Genomic DNA, 19,696 nt, shown 5'->3' on the forward strand with positions numbered 1-19,696 from the left:
CATCAATCCTCAACAAACAAATAATTCAATTGCTTTTCATTAAAGGCTTTATTGAAGGCTTTAATTTCGTCGTTTAAGATTTTATCAAAAGTATTGAGTTGGGTATTTATCTTTCCTGTTAATTCGTTTTTAACTGCAATATCTTGTGCTGTTGGCGGGAAATCACCCATACTGACTAGCGAATTTAAATGCCCTAATTTATTGGTTAACCTTATCGGGAAATTCAACGGGTCTTGCCCACTTCGGTTTTTGGTTTGGTACAGTTCTTTTTCTATATCTGATAACTGCTCCTGAAGTGCTTTGGCCTTTTCTAACAAATCCTTCACGTTATCATCGTCTTTGTATTGCTTTTGAAAGGCATCGAACTGCTTATTAATTGCTCTTATTTTCTTAATGGATTTATGAGCTTTATCCATGGTAGCGTTGACGTCTTTTACAAAATCGAATTGCTTTTGCATATCGGCTTCTGTACTTTCTGCCCTTGGATCCGCAACAATTTTAAAGTTCTGGGTTTTCACGTCGCCATTGACATTCAGCGCTACTTTGTAATTACCCGGTACTGCTCTTGGGCCTTGTAAGCTTGCCCACCAGAGAATCATCCCTGGTAGACGCTCGGCACCATCGTAAACCGTATTCCAAACAAACTGATTAGCACCTTTCTCCACCTTCAACATGTTCTTTTTATCAGTATTTGAAAAGGTTCTTATGGTATCTCCCGCTTTATCAAAATAAGTAAGGCTCACTTTGTCATCGTCCTTTAAATCCTTCAAGTTAAAATAAGTCACCACCCCATTTGGGTGATTGGTTCCAGATGTTTTACTTCCTGTTCTACTGCCTCCCCGCATGCGATAGGTGTCTTTTGGTTTGAACAAGACTGTGCCTTTCAAATCTGTATCATACAACTGATGAATCAAGGATAAATCATCAATCATCCATAGACTTCGTCCTTGGGTCGCCACGATAAGATTATCATTTTTTATAGTTAAATCGGTAATAGGAACAATAGGAAGATTTAACTGAAACGGCTTCCAGCTTTTCCCTTCGTTGAAACTGATGTACATGCCTGTTTCTGTTCCGGCGTAGAGCAAGCCTTTTCGTTTGGGGTCTTCTCGAAGTACCCGTGTAAAATGCTCGTTGTTGATACCGTTTGTGATTTTTGTCCAGCTTTTGCCGTAGTCTGTTGTTTTGTAGAGGTATGGTGCAAAGTCCCCAGTCTTGTATTTTGTACCGGCAATGTAGCAGGTGCCAGCATCAAAAGCGCTTGGTTCAATGCTGTTAATCATCATCCACTCAGGCATGCCTTTTGGTGTAACATTGTCCCAAGTTTTTCCACCGTCTTGCGTAACGTGTACCAAACCATCGTCACTACCTACCCAAAGTAAGCCTTCTTTTAATGGGGATTCTTGAGCGGCGAAAATTGTGCAATAATATTCTACCGAAGTATTATCTTGTGTGATGGGCCCTCCAGAGGATTTCAGTTTTTCGGGGTCATTTCGGGTTAAATCGGAACTGATAATGTCCCAAGATTGGCCTTCGTTTTCGGTGACATGCACATGTTGGGAAAAGGTGTACAATCTATCTGGGTTATGCTTTGAAAAGATAATTGGGAAGTTCCATTGAAAGCGATATTTCATGCCTTCTGCACCATGCCCCATTGGGTTATCTGGCCAAACATTAATGGCTCTTACAGTGCCAGTTTCATGATTGACTCTGGTTAAAAAGCCGTCGTAGCTACCACCGTAGACTATATCATTATTTTCAGGGTCTACAGCAATATGCGCCGACTCGCCGCCTGCTGTGCTTTCCCAATCGTCTTCAGAAATACTGAAGCCGTCGGTGCGATGTGGTATTCGTATTGTTGAATTATCTTGCTGTGCTACGTAAATGCGATATGGAAATGCATTATCCGTAGTCACGCGATAAAACTGAGAGGTCGGCTGATTGTGATAAGTACTCCAGGTTTCACCACCATCGTAGGTAACTTGTGCACCACCGTCATCGCCAATGATCATACGGTTTGGGTCTTCTGGGGCAATCCATAAATCATGATGGTCACCGTGTGGAGCATTGTAGGTGTTGAATGTTTTACCGCCATCAGTACTTTTATGATATCTTACGTTTAACACGTAAACGGTATTGACATCTTTGGTGTCCGCATAAACACGTGTGTAATACCACGCACGCTGGCGCAATTTACGCTCGCTATTGACTTGGTTCCATGTTTCGCCCCCGTCATCGCTTCGGTACAACCCACCGTCATCTTTATTTTCAACTATCGCCCAAACGCGTTGGTTATTTAATGGGGAAACGGTAACGCCTATAATCCCCAAAGTGCCTTCAGGAAAGCCTTTTTTGTTTGAAATTTCCGTCCATGTTTCACCACTATCGGTACTTTTCCAAAGTGCAGAACCGTCACCACCAGAACTTAAACTATATGGAGTTCGTTGTACACGCCATGTGGACGCGTAAAGAATTCTAGAATTGGTTGGGTCCATAATCAAGTCTACAACACCAGCATGCTCATTGGCAAATAAGGTCTTCTTCCATGTTTTCCCACCGTCGGTACTTTTATAAACGCCACGCTCTTCGGTAGGTTTATAAATGTTTCCTAAAACCCCTGCGTAGACAATATTGTGATTGTTGGGGTCGATGGTAATTCTTGGAACGTGTCTTGAATTGTTCAAACCCATGGATTGCCAAGTTTTTCCTGCATCAACAGTTTTCCAGATGCCGTAGCCCGAAGAAACATTGCCTCGTACTGTTTTCTCACCACCACCAACGTACATGACATTGGGGTCACTTTTAGCTACTGAAATGGCTCCAATACTACCACCGAAGTAGCCGTCGGAAATATTCTCCCAAGCACGACCACCATCAGTCGTTTTCCAAATACCACCTCCTGTAGAGCCGAAATAATAGAGGTTCGGTTGGTTAGGCACACCTGTAACAGCGGCACTTCGTCCACCACGAAATGGCCCGACCAATCGGTATTCTAGAGCTTCATAATGGGATTCATCAAAATCTTGTGCTGAAAGTTGGGTAGAAATAATACATAAAACAGAAACAGCAAGCGTTTTAAAAATTCGCATGGTAATAATTAGGAATTGGTTAATGGTTCCTAAAATTAAGAATTCTAAGTCAGTCTATGGATGCTGGTCTTAAATTTAACTTTACTTCACGATTTAGGAAATAGGCTGTAACTATGGTTGAAAGTAAGTCGGATATCGGGAAGGCCATCCAAACGCCTAATTCCCCATAGAACTTCGGCAAAATAAAAATCAATGGTATAAAGAAAAAACCTTGTCGCGTTAAGGTCAATAACAACGCCGGAATGGCTTTACCAACTGCTTGAAAATAGGCGGCTCCAATTAATTGAACTGCGATAATCGGTGTTGCCAAAAAGACCCATCGCATGGCTGAGGGTGTCTCTTCAATTACAGCAGTGTCTTGTGTAAAAAGACGTGTTATAAATTCGGGGAAAACCATTAATGAAATAAAGACAAGAGTAGCCAAAAGCGCAGCAAATTTTATCGCTGTGGTGATCGTTTTTCTCACACGTTCATATTTTTGCGCACCATAATTATAACCTGCAATGGGCAAAAACCCTTGGGTAATTCCATAGACTGGAAACAGGGCAAACATTAGCATACGTCCTACAATGGCATAGGCAGTCACAGAAGTTTCACCACCCAAATCAAATAAAATATTATTCATTAAAAGGTAAGTGACACTGACAATAGCTTGACGACTTAAGGTCACAAAACCTAATCCTCCAATTTCTTTTACAATTGGAAGGTTTAATCCAAAATGAGGTAGGCTAATCTTTAATTCAGAATGCTTCGATTTAAAAAACCATAAAATAAACAGGAAACATAAAACATACGATCCTGTAGTTGCCCAGGCCGCACCTGCCATACCCCAATCGAATATTTGAATGAACAAAATGTCTAGTAGTAAGTTTCCAACCGAAGGAAACATCATGGCATACATAGCAAATTTAGGTTTGCCTTCTGCCCTAATTACGGTGTTACCCATCATACACAGTGCCAAAACGGGTACACCGTAGAGCACTATAGTATAGTAGGTTCTCGCAGGTTCAAAAATATCGCCTTTACCACCAAAAGCAGGAATCAATTCATTAGCGTAAATCAAACCAAAAATCGCAAAACTTACTGTAAACAGTAAGGTCAGCGTAATTTGATTACCAAATACTTTGAGAGCTTTTTCGTAATTAGATGCACCCAATGCCCTAGAAATAATGGATGAACCTCCAACACCAATGGCCATACCTAAAGCGGCAATAAAAAAGGAAACAGGAAGTACCACATTAATGGCGGCAATGGCCGTTGAGCCAATCCAGTTTCCTACGAAAATAGTATCCACTAAAATATTTAGGGACATCACCAAAATCCCAATGGATGCTGGGACAGCTTGCTTAATCAATAACTGACCAATGGGTTGTGTTCCTAAGTCCTGTGAGGTGATTTTTACCATTAAACCGAAGCGGTTTCAGGCGTGGTTGCCCATTCTTCAATCATGGTTGCTAAGACTTGCGCAAAATCGTCACGGTCATTTAAGCATGGTATCACAGTGAAGTCTTTACCACCAACTTCGTGGAAAATCTCTTCGCCTTCCATAGCAATTTCTTCCAAAGTTTCTAAGCAATCACTAACAAAAGCAGGTGTGACAATCGCCATTTTTTTAACGCCTGCCTTGCCCATGCGTTCTATGGTTCGGTCTGTGTAAGGTTTTAACCATGGGTCAAAACCTAATCTTGATTGAAAGGTTGTTGAATAAGTCCCGTTTTTAAGGCCTAATTTTTTAGCGACGTTTACTGTAGTGATTTCGCATTGATGGCGATAACAGAACTCATGCTGTGGACTGCCTTTTTTGAAACAGCATTTGCCGTTCATTTTGCAATTGCCGTTTGTGATATCGCTTTTACGGATATGTCGCTCAGGAACGCCGTGGTAACTGAAGAGAATGTGTTCATAATCCAAGCCTTCCAGCTTTTCAGCAATACTTTGAGTTAAGACATCGATGTAGTCTTGGCGGTGATAAAATGCAGGTGTTTTGGTAATGGTGACCTGTGGAAAATGTTCCGTAACCAACTCATCCACTAAGACATCAATAGTCTCTGTGGTTGCCATCGCAAATTGAGGATAAAGCGGTACTGTTTTTATCTCGGTACAGCCTTGGTCCACCAGTTCCTGAAGCCCTTTTTTAATACTCATACTACCATAACGCATGGCCAAAGCCACAGGGTAATCTACCTTGCTTTGCACTTTGTTTTGAAGACGTTCTGACAACACAATCAACGGGGAGCCTTCCTCCCACCAAATCTTTTGATAGGCTTTAGCTGATGCTTTTGGGCGTGTATTGAGAATAATACCTTTTACCAGCAAGGTCCTCGCCCATAATGGCACATCAATGACACGCTCGTCCATTAAAAATTCACCAAGATATTTTTTCACATCCTTTGGCTTTGGACTGTCTGGAGAGCCCAAATTTATTAATAAAACGCCTTTTTTCATATTAATTTTATGCTTAGAACGGCATGGCTTTTAATTCGATTTAATTTTGAATTGCAAAAATACGACACTACCAAGCTTCTATAAATTTTAGTCATTAAATATTCCTATTGAACCATTACGAAACAGACATCACATACTTCTTAGGCGTGGTGCCATACTTCTTTTTAAAGGCCGAAATGAAATGGCTTGCGGTACTGTATCCCACTTTTAACCCCACTTCATTAACGTTGTAATCACCGGATTCGAGTAGTTTTCGGGCGACTTCCATTTTATAATCGAATAGAAAGCTATAGACCGAATCACCATAAATTTGTTTGAAACCTTCTTTGAGTTTCTTCAAACTTAAATCTATCGTATCAGCCAATTCCTGTAAAGACGGTGGCTCCGCCATTTGCGAGATGATGATGTCTTTGGCTTTTTTCAATTTGGCAACATTAGACTCGTCGACTAAAAACGGACACTGCTCAATATTGGCATCTTCGGTACGGTTGAAGAATAGACTCAGCAACTCATAAGCCTTGCCTTTAAAATATAAGGGCTTAATAGACGAGTGTAAATTGAAGCTTACCATTTGGTTCAACACCACTGCCATTGATGGATTAACGATACCGTCCTTATAGTATTTTTTATCCTTGTTCTCATCCGTTAAAAACGTGATGTAATTGGCATCCCGAGAAAATAGCGTATGGAATTTTTTAATTGAAATCACCAGAGATACCAAAATAGATTTGGGCTGTGACTCTAAGTGAATGGGCAAATCGCGTTGCGGATTGTAAAGTAATAGAGAGGTGTCCGGCAAAATATCCAGTCGGTAAGAGCCTTGGTTAAACACAAACGTCGACTTTCCCCTTAAGCAAAAATGATACTGAATGTAATTGCTATCAATCTCACGTTCAAGGACTTCAATGCTTTCCGATTCGTTTTTATGCATCAGTACGAAAAAGCCATCTTCCAAGAAAATCTCATCAAAGGTTCCTTGAGCGATACTTTTTAGCTTCGATTTATTCAAATTTTGAAAATTGTTATTTAGATTCATTCTAAACAAATGTTTTAAAAGACCTTTATTTACTAGCAAAAATACGGATTTTAGAGTTTATAGCCATTTATAACGCGAACCGACATTTAAAGTTCCTTGAGCGTTATTTTTTTATAGCCTACCCATTTATTTTTGCAGAGCCTTAGTTGAGGGCTTTCTTACATATGAGTGCTACAAAAACAACACATTTTTACGCTATAGGATTAAGCTACCGCAAAGCAGACGCTGTTGTACGTGGGCATTTTAGCTTAGACGACACTGCTAAGGAAAATCTTTTATCCCAAGCAAAATCGCAAGGTGTGGAAGCACTCATCACGGTTTCAACCTGCAACCGCACCGAATTATATGGTTTTGCAGAACATCCATATCAGCTTATTCAGCATTTGTGTGAAAACACTAAAGGTACGGTTGAAGAGTTTCGGGAAGTTGCCTACATACACAAAAACAAAGAAGCAATTAACCACATGTTTCGCGTAGGTTCAGGACTAGACAGCCAGATTTTAGGTGATTTTGAAATTATCGGTCAACTCAAATACGGTGCACGCCAATCTAAAAAAGTAGGCCTTCTAAATTCTTATTTAGAGCGTTTGGTTAATGCCGTGATTCAGGCTAGTAAGCGCATTAAAACGGAAACGATTTTATCGTCGGGAGCGACTTCGGTGTCCTTTGCATCGGTTCAATATATTTTGAATAACACGGAGAACGTTTCAGACAAAAAGATTCTTTTATTCGGAACAGGTAAAATCGGAAGAAACACTTGCGAAAACCTTGTGAAGCATAGCAAAAACCCGAATATTACTTTAATAAATAGAACAAAAGATAAGGCCGAAGCCATTGCTGGGAAATTCAATTTGGATGTAAAATCCATTGACGAATTACCCCAAGAATTGAATGCTTCAGATATTGTTATCGTTGCGACTGGCGCTAACGAACCAACGGTTTACAAGGATTTAATTTCGACTGAAAAACCACTTCTTATTTTAGATTTATCCATTCCGAAAAACGTCAACGAAGACGTCATGACCAACAAAAACGTCACATTGGTTCATTTGGATGATTTGGCAAAAATCACAGATGACACTTTGGAAAAAAGACGCTCCCATATTCCAAAAGCGGAAGCCATTATTTCCGAAGTAATGTCTGATTTTACGGCTTGGTTAGATACTTTAAAATTTGTGCCGACCATTCAGGCCATCAAACACAAATTGACCGATTTAAAGAATTCTGAAATCAGCAATCAGCGCAAAAAACATTCAGATTTCAACATAGAACAGGTAGAATTGGTGAGCAATAATCTCATTCAGAAAATTACCAATCAGTTTGCTCACCATTTGCGTGAAGACAACAATGCGTCGGACGAAAGTTTGAGGCTTATCAATAAAATTTTTCAGCTAGAATCTTCAGATAATGTCTAGAGTTATTCGCATTGGCACGCGCGACAGCGAGCTCGCTATGTGGCAGGCAAAAGCCGTTCAGTCTCAATTAGAGCATTTGGGCCACAAATCCGTTTTAGTTCCCGTAAAATCTACTGGAGACCTCGTTTTAGATAAACCTCTTTACGAGTTGGGCATTACAGGTATTTTTACCAAAACCCTAGACATCGCCATGCTCAACGAAGAGATTGATATTGCGGTGCATTCCCTGAAAGATGTCCCGACCATTTTGCCCAAAGGCATTGTGCAAGGCGCGGTTTTAAAGCGTGGTAACGTCAATGATACCTTGGTCTTTAAAAGCAACGAAGAGTTTTTGTCAGCGCGAGATGCTGTGGTAGCTACGGGCAGTTTAAGACGCCGTGCACAATGGTTAAATCGTTATCCGACACACACTGTTGTGGGTTTACGAGGCAATGTGAATTCTCGATTGGAAAAACTGGAAACCAACGATTGGGATGGCGCCATATTTGCGGCGGCCGGTATTGGAAGACTGAATCTTAGACCAGAAAACGCTATCAACCTAGGATGGATGATTCCTGCGCCAGCACAAGGTGCAGTAATGATTGCCGTGCTCGAAGCGGATGCCGAAATGCGTGAAATTTGTACAGAAATCAATCACGAAGAAACCGAAATTTGTACCACTATTGAGCGCGAATTCCTCAACCGACTAGAAGGCGGATGTACCGCGCCAATTGGTGCTTTGGCGTTTATTAAAAACGAAGAAGTCAATTTTAAAGGCATTCTTTTAAGTAAGGACGGTTCTCGTAAATTGGAAGTCACCAAAGTGCAACCCGTCGGAAATCATGATGGCATAGCAGAATTCTGCGCCGATTATATTATTGAGCGCGGTGGTAAAAAACTGATTGACCAAGTAAAGCGAAGCGAAAAAACCACCAACATCTACTCCACAAAAACATTGACGGACGACCAATTGCAATTGTTTCATAATGATGTGGTTGCCGAGAGTAATGATGCTATAAAAATTAGTTTGAATCGTATTCAGAAAAGTGCCGTTCGTTCAGAATTAAAGAATGTCATCATTACCAGTAAAAATGGTGTGGAAGCTTTGTTGCACAATTTTTCGCCAGAGCAATTACAGTTTAAAAACATCTATTGTGTTGGTCGAAGAACCCGACGCATGATTGAAAAACGACTAAGTCAAAAAGTGGTCCACATGGCTCCAAATGCCAAGCAATTGGCCGAATATTTAGTCGAATATATTGAAGGGACTGAAGTGACGTATTTCTGTAGCGATTTACGATTGGATGATTTACCAACTATCCTTTCTGACAATCATATTACAGTCAACGAAATTGAAGCCTATCAAACCAAATACGACCCTATAAAATTGGAAACTCCCGTCGATGGCGTCCTGTTCTACAGTCCATCCACAGTAGATAGTTTTTTAAAGGCGAACAAGGCAAACGCCATTGCCTTCTGTATTGGAGAAACTACTGCTAAGCATGCCCAAAAACGTTTTGAAGATGTACGTGTGGCCAAAGTGCCAACGGTGGAGAGTGTGATTGAGTTGGTGAATGAACATTATTTGGGGTAACACCAAAAATAAATTGTCATTCCTGCGAAAGCAGGAATCTACATAGAAACAATAAATTAAAATTGAGATTCCTGCCTTCGCAGGAATGACAGATATGATTAAAAACGACCTATTTCTTCGTGCCTTAAAAGGCGAAACCGTAGAGCGTCCACCAGTTTGGATGATGCGTCAGGCAGGGCGCTATCTTCCAGAGTTTATGGAGATAAAAGCCAAGTACGATTTCTTTACACGTTGCCAAACACCAGAATTGGCTAGTGAAATTACAGTGCAACCGATTCGCCGTTATGGTATGGATGCCGCTATTTTGTTTTCGGATATATTGGTGATTCCACAAGCCATGAATATTGAGGTGCAGATGAAGCCTAACTTTGGCCCTTATTTGCCAAATCCGGTACGTTCTCAAAAGGACGTAGATAACGTTATTGTACCAGATGTTAAAGAATCGCTTAATTATGTTTATCAGGCCATAAAAGCCACTAAGGAAAAGCTCAACGATGAAATTCCTTTGATTGGTTTTGCTGGTTCACCTTGGACGATTTTATGTTACTGTGTGCAAGGACAAGGCAGTAAAAACTTTGATAAGGCCAAGGAGTTCTGTTTTACCAATCCTGTGGCGGCACATCAATTATTACAGAAAATCACGGACACCACCATTGCTTATCTAAAAGAAAAAGTGAAGGCAGGTTGTAACGCCGTACAAGTATTTGATTCCTGGGGCGGGATGCTATCGCCAGTGGATTATCAAGAGTTTTCTTGGCAATACATTCAACAAATTATTGATGCTCTAAAAGACGATGCCCCTGTAATTGCCTTCGGAAAAGGCTGTTGGTTTGCTCTTGATGAAATGGCCAAATCTGGTGCCTCTGCTTTAGGTGTCGATTGGACCTGTTCGCCGAAAAACGCGCGTTACTTAACGGGTGGCAACATTACACTACAAGGTAATTTTGACCCAACACGTTTGTTTTCGCCACCGGCTGAAATCAAGAAAATGGTACATCAGATGATTGATGAGTTCGGAAAAGATAAATACATTGTAAATTTAGGTCACGGTATTTTGCCGAATATTCCGTTGGAAAATGCCAAGGCATTTATCGACGCTGTTAAAGAATATAACACCTAACCAACTTTGAGAAATTCATTTAAACAATTAGCAGGGAAGTACAAGCTTTTAAAGCAAGGCTGGTCACCTCAACAGAATCTGTTCTACGGTTTTCTTACCTATATTTTTGTAGGGTTTGTGCTTTTGAGTCTCCCTTTTATGCAGAAGGAAAGCGCTTCGTTTTTAGACCATTTGTTTATCTCTACATCCGCGGTATCCACGACAGGACTCGTAACTATTTCAATTTTTGACACCTATAATTTCTTTGGGCAATTTATTATCATGACACTCATTCAGTTGGGCGGTATCGGCTACTTGTCCTTTACTACATTTATGCTATTATCCACTACTAGGAAGATGACCTTTTGGCATAAGAAAATTCTATCGACTGAATTTACCCTTCCAAAGACCATAAAAATAAATGACTTCTTAAAGTCGGTCATTCTGTTTACATTAATAATGGAAACCTTGGGGGCCATATTATTTTTTATTGCCTTTAAGATGGATGGAATGCCAACTACAGAAGCGCTGTGGTCATCGGTTTTTCATAGTGTTAGCACCTTTTGTACTGCAGGATTCAGTCTTTACAATGATAGCTTTATGGGGTATATTGACAATGGCTTCATCAACGCTATCATCTCCATGTTGGCCATCTGTGGGTCTTTAGGTTTTATTGTTATCACCGATTTTGGAATGGTCATAAGGAATAAGGCCCACAAAATCAGCTTCACTACAAAAATCATTCTTTATGGTTTCGTGACGCTCTTAACGATTGGTACTGCATTTTTCTATTTTGCCGAGCCGACCATTGCCCAGTTGGAAGATTCGCGGTTTTTAGCGGCATTTTTTCAGGCTATGACGGCCATGACAACCGTTGGGTTTAACACAGTAGATTTTGGACTGTTTTCCCAGGCCATGATTTTAATTTGCGTGTTTTTAATGTACGTCGGCGCATCACCTTCAGGAACTGCTGGGGGCATTAAAATTACGACGTTAACAGCCGTGTTTTCAATTATGAAAAGCCGTTTGAGAGGTAATAAGCAAATTACATTTCTAGGTCGTGTTATTCCATATGAGCGCTTATATATTGCGACTTCGGCATTTATCTTTTATACCTTATTGATATTCATTGGCACCTTTCTCATTACTATAACCCATGTTTCGGAATTGAAAGATATTTTGTTTGAAGTTGCTTCCGCCTTGGGTACTGTTGGTATAAGTAGAGGTATTACAGGAGATTTAACCGTATTCGGAAAGTGGGTCATCATCATTTTGATGTTTATTGGTCGTCTCGGCGTACTTACCTTTGGATTGGCCATTTGGTCTAAAACCATAACCGAAGAAGAGCGAGAGGTTTTAAAAGAAGATATTGCAGTATAATGAAAGGCATATTTGAAGGCATAAGAGCATATTCCGGAGTATTTAGACTGATGTCTGAATTAAAGCTCTGGAAGTACTTTTTTATTCCTGTCATTATAAGTGTCATAACCGCTAGCATTATTGGCTTATCGGCTTGGGGGCTATCTGATAACATTGGCAACTTCATCGCTCAGATTTGGCCTTGGGACTGGGGCAAAGAAGGCTTTAGTACTTTTTCTAGTTTTATAGGCGCTATCTTTATTATGGCCATAGGCTTTATCCTTTATAAGCACATCATCATGGCATTGTCTGCGCCATTTATGAGTCCGGTGTCAGAAAAGATTGAAGCACATCTTTTGGGGGTTAAAGACCATTCGCACAGAAATACCTCATCGCGCGAACAGTTATGGCGAGGCATTCGATTGAATGTTCGGAATTTGGCAAAAGAACTTTTGATTTCTCTTCCGATTTTGATTCTGAAATTCATTCCGGTTGTCAATATATTTTCAACGGTATTATTGTTTTTAGTTCAAGCCTATTATGCCGGTTTTGGTAATATGGATTATACGTTGGAGCGACATTTTAAATATCGCGAAAGTATCGATTTTGTTAGAAGGCACCGTGGCGTCGCTATTGGGAACGGCATAGTATTTATGCTGTTTTTATTCATCCCAGTCATAGGAATTATCATCGTTTTACCTTTAAGTGTGACGGCTTCAAGCCTAAAAACGGTAGAACTTATTTCGAAGGAACAGCAAACACTTCAAACTAAAGTTGTCTGATGCTACTCGTTGATTACATAGAAATCGCACCGATTAAAATACACGATGCTTGGAAGCTTTGCAATTTCGCAAATGCCAATGAACCTCATCTGAAGCGGTTTTTTCCGAAGACCTTGGAGCAGAATCTCACACCATCGCTATCTCAATATTTTGTGGAGCAAAAGGTGAAACAATTTGAGGCTAAGGACGAGTTTTTGTTCACTTTGAAGCATGAAGAATATCGCGATTTTTTGGGGTTGGTCTACATCAAGGAACTCGATTGGGTCAAAAAACAGGGCGAGTTTGCATATTGTGTAGATTACCGCTGGGGCGGAAAGAGCATTGCCACAAAATCGGTCGGTGCTTTGTCCGAGTATGCGTTTTCTGAGTTTGGTTTGGAAACACTTCAAATTATAGCGCATAAAACAAATATCCCAAGTGTAAAAGTAGCCTTGAATAACGGATTTACTTGGATAAAGACCTTAGAAAAATCATACGCCCCGCCAATGGAAGAGGCTTTGGATATGGAGCTTTATGAATTGTATAAACATGAAAGATAAATTTTACATCTACATACAAAACCTTCAAAATACCATCACGGGGAAGCTCGAAGCAATTGATGGCAAAGCTAAATTTCAAGAAGATTTATGGGAACGCCCAGAAGGTGGCGGAGGCCGAACACGCGTGATTGAAAACGGCAATGTGTTTGAAAAAGGAGGCGTCAACATCTCAACAGTCCATGGCGAATTACCAAAAACCATGCGACAGCATTTTGGGGTCGAGGAGGCCAATTTTTTCGCTTGTGGGTTGAGCTTGGTGTTACATCCTAAAAATCCCATGGTGCCTACGGTGCATGCCAATTGGCGCTATTTTGAAATGTATGATGGTGACGGAAACATCGTTGACCAATGGTTTGGTGGCGGACAAGATTTAACGCCATATTATTTGTTTGAAGAGGACGCTAAACACTTTCATACAGTTTGTAAAACAGCTTGTGACAAACACCACAAAGACTTTTATCCAAAATATAAGGCGCGCTGTGACGAGTATTTTCACAATGCACACCGCAATGAAGCGCGTGGTATAGGTGGTTTGTTTTTTGATTATTGCAAAGCCAATGAGGACATGTCCATGGAAGATTGGTATAACTTTGTAACCGAAGTTGGCGATAGTTTCTTGGATGCTTATGTTCCGATTGTTGAAAAACGAAAAGATTTAGAATATACCAAAGCCCAGCGCGATTGGCAAGAAATTCGACGTGGGCGCTACGTGGAATTCAATTTGGTGCATGATAAAGGCACCTTATTCGGGCTAAAAACTAACGGACGAATTGAAAGCATCTTGATGAGTTTACCACCGCATGTGCAATGGGTGTATGACCATCATCCTGAAGCTGGAAGCGAGGAAGAAAGATTACTGAAAATACTTAAAAATCCTATTAAATGGGTTTAATAAAACATAGACCTGTCAGGTTTTAAAAACCTGACAGGTCTGGAAAAATAAAATTATGTATCCATTAAGACGAAACCGAAGACTAAGACAATCCGAAGCCATTAGAGGTTTGGTAAGGCAAAACTATATCTCTCCCAACGACTTTTTGGTCCCTTTATTTATTGTAGAAGGAAAAGGTATAAAAGAGGAAATCAATTCCATGCCCAATTACTTTCGCTATAGCTTGGACTTGTTGAAAGTTGAGGTGAGATCATTATGGGATTTGGGTTTAAAGTCTGTTCTGCTTTTTGTTAAAGTGCCTGACAATTTAAAAGACAACAAAGGTACCGAAGCCCTAAATGCCAACGGATTGATGCAACGCGCAATAAAAACTGTAAAAGACGTTTGCCCAGACATGCTGGTTATGACCGATGTTGCGCTAGACCCTTACTCCTCTTATGGTCATGATGGCATTATCGCAGACGGAAAAATCATTAATGATGCTACTGTAGATGTTTTAGCACAAATGTCTGTGTCTCATGCGCAAGCTGGTGCTGATTTTGTGGCACCTAGCGACATGATGGACGGTCGTATTCTCGGTATCCGTGAAGCTCTGGACCAACTCAATTTTACAGATACTGGGATTATGAGTTATTCGGCTAAATATGCGTCTTCGTTTTATGGGCCATTTAGAGATGCTCTAGATTCTGCTCCGGTAGACCTTCAGGATATCCCGAAAGACAAAAAAACCTATCAAATGGATTTTGCCAACCGAGATGAAGCCATAAGAGAAACCGAAATGGACATTGCCGAAGGAGCCGATATTGTTATGGTAAAACCTGGGCTTTGCTATTTGGATATTGTACGAGATATTAGAAATAACTTTGATGTGCCTATTGCTGTCTATCAAGTATCTGGCGAATACGCCATGCTCAAAGCGGCATCAGAAAAAGGCTGGCTAGACCATGACAGTGTAATGCTAGAGCAAGTCACATCCATTAAGCGGGCGGGTGCGGATATTATTGCAAGTTATTTTGCGAAAGATGTGGTGAAGTTGCTCGGCTAATCCTTCTTCCCAAAAGGATTTCCTGCAATTGATCTTAATTCATTTTGTGTCACAAGTTTTCCCTCCACAGGTTCTGAAATAAAATCGGCTTCTTCATCATTATAATCAATATTAATTGCTGTGTAGATATGCATTCTACCACGTCGTACTTCCAAAACCATCCCAGGAAGATTACTACTATCTCTAGGGCCATGTTTATATGGTATGGATTCTGTATACCATGCAAATATTTTGCCCTTTTTAGACTTTGCCAGTTTACATGGATAATCTAAAATGATTTTAGTAGAATCGATTAATTCCCAATCTGGAGCTTTAGAAATTACACGGAGTTTATTCTCCATAAAGTTCATTTGATGTGTCATAAAATTATCAGACCAATCTGTATAATATGTCCCATCTCCGCCTGCTAAAATTCGACCCATATCATAATCTGCTCTCTCAAGACCAATGCCGTCGGAAGCGTGATTCCAAATGGGAGGGCTAGGATTGAGACGAGGTTCAACATAGAAAAAAGATTTTTGTTTATTAAATAATAGATACGCTTCTATCGGTTCCGCATTCATTAACATTTTATGAACATTAACTTTAACTTCATCCAAAGATTTTAGAGAATCTAAAGGCTTAATACTATCCTTTAAAATGCTGAATCTATATGTTATTTTCCCTTTAGTTTGCGCATGAGTTATGCTAAATCCCACAACAAGAAGCAATAAAACTAATTTTTTCATCTTATGAAGTTACGAAAAAACCATTAGCGCCCATTAAAGTGATTTCATTTTGTAACTTTACATAAACAATCCAACAGAACTACATGGGCTTACTGATTTTCTACGCCACTATCTCTATATTCTTTTCGTTTTTATGTTCCATATTAGAAGCTGTGCTTTTAAGCATCACGCCAACCTTTATCAATTTAAAAAAGAGCGAGGGCAAAGGCTACGCTAATGATTTAGAAGCCTTAAAAAAAGATGTGGACCGTCCGCTCATTGCTATTTTAACCCTAAATACCATTGCGCATACCGTTGGAGCTATCCTGGTTGGGGTGCAGGCCAAAGTGGCTTATGCTAATATGTACGGTACCGAAACCCGCTCTATTCTAGGTTTAGAATTGACCGAAGATGTTATGGTCGGTTTGGTGTCAACAGTGATGACGATACTTATTTTGGTAGCTTCGGAAATTATTCCAAAAACCATTGGCGCAACCTATTGGAAAAGCTTAGCCAACTTTACCACCAAAGCATTACACGTATTGATATTTCCTCTTAAGTACACAGGCATTCTTTGGTTATTACAACTCACCACAAAATTAATTGGCGGAAAAGGCCACGGCAGTGTTTTAAGTCGTGAGAGCTTTGTGGCTATGACCGAAATAGCGCATGAAGAAGGCGTGTTTGCAGAAAACGAAAGTAAGGTTATTAAAAACCTTTTGAATTTTAAAGACGTACAAGCCAAGGACATCATGACGCCACGTACTGTTATGAAAGTTGCTGACGAAGCCATGACGGTTGCTGACTTTTTTCAGGCGAATTCAAACATCCGTTTTTCCCGAATTCCTGTTTACAGAAATGACCGTGATAACATCGTTGGCCTGGTTCTTAAAGATGATGTCTTTAAAGAAATGGCCTTGGGGAATGGCGAAAAAACCCTATCGGATGTTAGGCGCGATATCATTGTCGTTAGCCGAAGTATGCCTATCCCAACTTTGTTTGAACAATTGGTAGAAAACCGAAATCATATGGCACTCGTTGTTGATGAATACGGTTCCAACAGTGGTATTGTAACTATGGAGGATGTCATTGAAACCCTGCTCGGATTAGAAATTATGGACGAAAGCGATAACGTCTCTGACTTACAACTTCTCGCTAGAAAAAGTTGGGAATACCGCGCCAAGCGATTGGGGCTTATTGAAAACGATAATCCTGAAAACTAATGGCCATTTGTTACATGGAAACGCCTTTGGGTATCGCCAAAATTGAAGGCGATTCTAATGGTATTTCTTCGGTTTCCGTTTTAGATGAAACCGTCACTGTTCCTAAAACTATTCCTTCTGAGCTTCAAGAGTGTGTAAAACAATTAAAGGCCTATTTTTCAGAATCCCGAAAAGACTTCAAACTAAAATTAAACCCTAAAGGAACAGAGTTTCAGAAACGTGTTTGGACTGAGCTTAAAACGATTCCTTATGGTAAATCTTACTCTTACTTAGAGTTGTCAAAACGCCTTGGCGACGCTAAAGCCATAAGGGCTGTAGCTTCTGCCAATGGTAAAAATCCGTTGTGGATTATCGTACCATGCCACCGCGTTATTGGGACGGACGGCAGTTTAACTGGTTATGCGGGCGGATTGCACAGAAAAGCTTGGTTGCTTAATCATGAAAGTGAGGCCAAACAGCAATCGCTTTTTTAAACGTAATTGTTCCTATATTTAGGCTATAATTTTCGCTTATGAAATTCCTAAAAAAACTAGTTAAAGTCATTGTCGTGCTTCTAGCACTTATCGTCGTAACGCTATACATCACGGACACCGACTATCTTTTAAAAGCTGTCCGAACCATTTACATGAAAGGTCATACCACGGCATTTTTAGAGGATTATAAAGAATTCGACAACCGAACGCTAGATGCAAGTGACCAACCGCAACCTTGGCCAAATCATTCAGATTATAACTCTGAAAAAGTAACGGAACGTTTGGCAACTGCCAACAAGGATTGGGGCACAATTGCCTATGTGATTATTAAAAATGACAGTATTTGGTTTGAAAAGTATTATGATGGTTTTGATGAAGATTCAAAATCGAATTCCTTTTCCATGGCGAAAAGTTACGTTTCGGGATTGTTGGGCAAAGCCATTATGGAAGGACATATCAAAAGCCTAGACCAACCGGTTTGTGATTTTCTTCCAGCCTTTTGTGACGGTATGGCCAAAGACATGACTGTTGGGGATTTGTCGTCCATGAGCTCGGGCACCAATTGGGATGAAGCCTACTATTCGCCTTTATCTATTACCACACGCGCCTACTTTGATGATGATTTAGCAAAAGTGATGAATGGACTTAAGGTCGTCAATCAACCAGGTCAAAGCTTTAAATATGCTAGTGGCGACACCCAAATGTTGGCCATGGTTATTGAAAAAGCTACCGGTAAGAAACTCTACGATTACCTTGAGGAAAGCTTCTGGAAACCCTTAGGAAGCGAAAATCAAGCGTTTTGGCAAGTCGACAGCGATGACCACGATTTAGTCAAGGCCTATTGCTGTATCGCCAGTAATGCCACGGACTTTGCCCGCTTTGGAAAACTCTATAAAAACTATGGCAAATGGAACGGGAAACAACTTTTGGATTCTGCATTTGTCGCCAAATCTATAAAACCTCGATTCCCAAATGCACCACAATACGGCTACGGTTGGTGGTTAAAAAAGCATCTAGGTAAAGACTTTTTTATGATGCGCGGGCACTTGGGACAGTACGTCATCGTTCAACCTGAAGACAACGTCATAATCGTAAGACTAGGCCATCAAAAATCACCCGATATCGGTACTAAAACTTTTACGGATGATATCAGTTTGTATATTGAAGAGGCCTATGACATGTTAGAGAACTAAAGTTCTCACAATCTTCAAATTGGGAAATAGAAAAAAATAATATCTTAGTGATAAGCTATTAACCAATGATTTCTAAACTAAATCTAGAACATATCCTGTTTTTGGACATTGAAACAGTTCCCGAAGCGCGGACCTATTCGGAATTGGATGACACCAAAAAAGAACTTTGGGAGGCCAAATCTAAATACCAACGTAAAGACGATTTTACACCCGAGGAATTCTACGACCGTGCTGGCATCTGGGCAGAATTCGGAAAAATCATTTGTATTTCAGTAGGCTATTTTAGCTCAGCTGGCGAGCCCAGACAATTTAGGGTCACTTCCTTCTTTGGTGATGAGGTAAAGTTGCTAAAGGACTTTAAGAACATGCTCATTTCGCATTTTAGCCAGCGCATGCATTTACTTTGTGCACATAATGGTAAGGAATTTGATTTTCCTTACATCGCCAGACGTATGATTATCCATAACATTGAATTACCACATAAGCTGAATCTCTTTAGTAAAAAACCATGGGAAGTCCCGCATTTAGACACCTTGGATTTATGGAAATTCGGAGACTACAAAACCTATACGTCGCTTAAATTATTGACCAACGTACTTGGTATTCCCTCACCAAAAGATGATATCGACGGAAGCCAAGTGTACAAAACCTTCTATGAAGAAGATGGCCTAGACCGTATCATCACCTATTGCGAAAAAGATACTATCGCCGTGGCTCAAATTCTATTGCGTCTTAGAGGTGATGAATTACTTGATGATAGTGAGATAAAGCATATTTAGGTTTTAATTGATATAACCAAAAAGAGCTCAGATGTATTCTGAGCTCT

General features: G+C 40.2%; 17 protein-coding genes. 12 read left to right on the plus strand and 5 right to left on the minus strand.

The features are described 5' to 3' along the window. Positions 1-2: 2 nt before the first annotated feature. From ACFOSX_RS02545 to ACFOSX_RS02560, 4 genes are all read right to left on the minus strand, one after another. Entirely contained in the window at positions 3-3,089 is a 3,087-nt protein-coding gene (locus ACFOSX_RS02545; RefSeq protein ID WP_386096701.1) for a VPS10 domain-containing protein, read from the minus strand. Positions 3,090-3,138: 49 nt separating this feature from the next. After that, positions 3,139-4,494, minus strand: coding sequence for an MATE family efflux transporter (locus ACFOSX_RS02550; protein WP_386096703.1), 1,356 nt, complete (start codon positions 4,492-4,494; stop codon positions 3,139-3,141). Next, positions 4,494-5,534, minus strand: a complete 1,041-nt coding sequence (gene hemH / locus ACFOSX_RS02555; RefSeq protein ID WP_386096705.1) for a ferrochelatase — start codon at positions 5,532-5,534, stop codon at positions 4,494-4,496. Before hemH ends, ACFOSX_RS02550 begins: the two co-directional genes overlap by 1 nt. A 115-nt stretch (positions 5,535-5,649) precedes the next feature. Next, on the minus strand, positions 5,650-6,570 hold the full coding sequence (locus ACFOSX_RS02560; protein ID WP_386096707.1) for a helix-turn-helix transcriptional regulator: 921 nt from the start codon (positions 6,568-6,570) through the stop codon (positions 5,650-5,652). Positions 6,571-6,734: 164 nt separating this feature from the next. Here ACFOSX_RS02560 and hemA point away from each other — a divergent pair, with 164 nt between their 5' ends. The 8 genes from hemA to hemB all read left to right on the plus strand — a co-directional run bounded on the left by hemA (position 6,735) and on the right by hemB (position 15,274). Beyond that, on the plus strand, positions 6,735-7,985 hold the full coding sequence (gene hemA / locus ACFOSX_RS02565) for a glutamyl-tRNA reductase (RefSeq protein WP_386096709.1): 1,251 nt from the start codon (positions 6,735-6,737) through the stop codon (positions 7,983-7,985). Then, complete coding sequence (gene hemC / locus ACFOSX_RS02570) at positions 7,978-9,558, plus strand: hydroxymethylbilane synthase (protein ID WP_386096711.1); 1,581 nt, start codon at positions 7,978-7,980, stop codon at positions 9,556-9,558. The genes hemA and hemC overlap by 8 nt, the downstream gene beginning before the upstream one ends. Before the next feature lie 94 nt (positions 9,559-9,652). Further along, the gene (hemE, locus tag ACFOSX_RS02575; protein WP_386096713.1) at positions 9,653-10,678 is read left to right on the plus strand and encodes a uroporphyrinogen decarboxylase; all 1,026 of its coding nucleotides are present in this window, start codon (positions 9,653-9,655) and stop codon (positions 10,676-10,678) included. Positions 10,679-10,684: 6 nt separating this feature from the next. Beyond that, the gene (locus ACFOSX_RS02580) at positions 10,685-12,037 is read left to right on the plus strand and encodes a TrkH family potassium uptake protein (protein ID WP_386096715.1); all 1,353 of its coding nucleotides are present in this window, start codon (positions 10,685-10,687) and stop codon (positions 12,035-12,037) included. Continuing rightward, on the plus strand, positions 12,034-12,798 hold the full coding sequence (locus tag ACFOSX_RS02585; protein WP_386100187.1) for an EI24 domain-containing protein: 765 nt from the start codon (positions 12,034-12,036) through the stop codon (positions 12,796-12,798). Before ACFOSX_RS02580 ends, ACFOSX_RS02585 begins: the two co-directional genes overlap by 4 nt. Beyond that, positions 12,798-13,337: a GNAT family N-acetyltransferase gene (locus ACFOSX_RS02590; RefSeq protein ID WP_386096717.1), complete on the plus strand. Its 540-nt coding sequence runs from the start codon at positions 12,798-12,800 to the stop codon at positions 13,335-13,337. The genes ACFOSX_RS02585 and ACFOSX_RS02590 overlap by 1 nt, the downstream gene beginning before the upstream one ends. Further along, complete coding sequence (hemF, locus tag ACFOSX_RS02595; protein ID WP_386096719.1) at positions 13,327-14,229, plus strand: oxygen-dependent coproporphyrinogen oxidase; 903 nt, start codon at positions 13,327-13,329, stop codon at positions 14,227-14,229. The genes ACFOSX_RS02590 and hemF overlap by 11 nt, the downstream gene beginning before the upstream one ends. A gap of 55 nt (positions 14,230-14,284) precedes the next feature. Continuing rightward, the gene (gene hemB / locus ACFOSX_RS02600) at positions 14,285-15,274 is read left to right on the plus strand and encodes a porphobilinogen synthase (RefSeq protein ID WP_386096721.1); all 990 of its coding nucleotides are present in this window, start codon (positions 14,285-14,287) and stop codon (positions 15,272-15,274) included. On the opposite strand, the gene ACFOSX_RS02605 is transcribed toward hemB, so the two are convergent. Beyond that, positions 15,271-16,002, minus strand: a complete 732-nt coding sequence (locus ACFOSX_RS02605; protein WP_386096722.1) for a GLPGLI family protein — start codon at positions 16,000-16,002, stop codon at positions 15,271-15,273. The two genes, hemB and ACFOSX_RS02605, sit on opposite strands and share 4 nt — an antisense overlap. 83 nt (positions 16,003-16,085) lie before the next feature. On the opposite strand from ACFOSX_RS02605, the gene ACFOSX_RS02610 reads away from it, so the two are divergent. The 4 genes from ACFOSX_RS02610 to ACFOSX_RS02625 all read left to right on the plus strand — a co-directional run bounded on the left by ACFOSX_RS02610 (position 16,086) and on the right by ACFOSX_RS02625 (position 19,649). Further along, positions 16,086-17,204 (plus strand): CNNM domain-containing protein, encoded by a 1,119-nt coding sequence (locus ACFOSX_RS02610; protein WP_386096724.1) that lies wholly within the window; start codon positions 16,086-16,088, stop codon positions 17,202-17,204. Beyond that, complete coding sequence (locus ACFOSX_RS02615; RefSeq protein WP_386096726.1) at positions 17,204-17,677, plus strand: methylated-DNA--[protein]-cysteine S-methyltransferase; 474 nt, start codon at positions 17,204-17,206, stop codon at positions 17,675-17,677. The genes ACFOSX_RS02610 and ACFOSX_RS02615 overlap by 1 nt, the downstream gene beginning before the upstream one ends. A 38-nt stretch (positions 17,678-17,715) precedes the next feature. Next, positions 17,716-18,870, plus strand: a complete 1,155-nt coding sequence (locus ACFOSX_RS02620) for a serine hydrolase domain-containing protein (protein ID WP_386096728.1) — start codon at positions 17,716-17,718, stop codon at positions 18,868-18,870. Positions 18,871-18,935: 65 nt separating this feature from the next. After that, a complete protein-coding gene (locus ACFOSX_RS02625) occupies positions 18,936-19,649 on the plus strand; it encodes a 3'-5' exonuclease (protein WP_386096730.1) in 714 nt (237 codons plus the stop codon). Positions 19,650-19,696 lie beyond the last annotated feature (47 nt).

It is taken from the genome of Winogradskyella maritima (assembly GCF_042650215.1).
GTDB lineage: Bacteria > Bacteroidota > Bacteroidia > Flavobacteriales > Flavobacteriaceae > Winogradskyella > Winogradskyella maritima.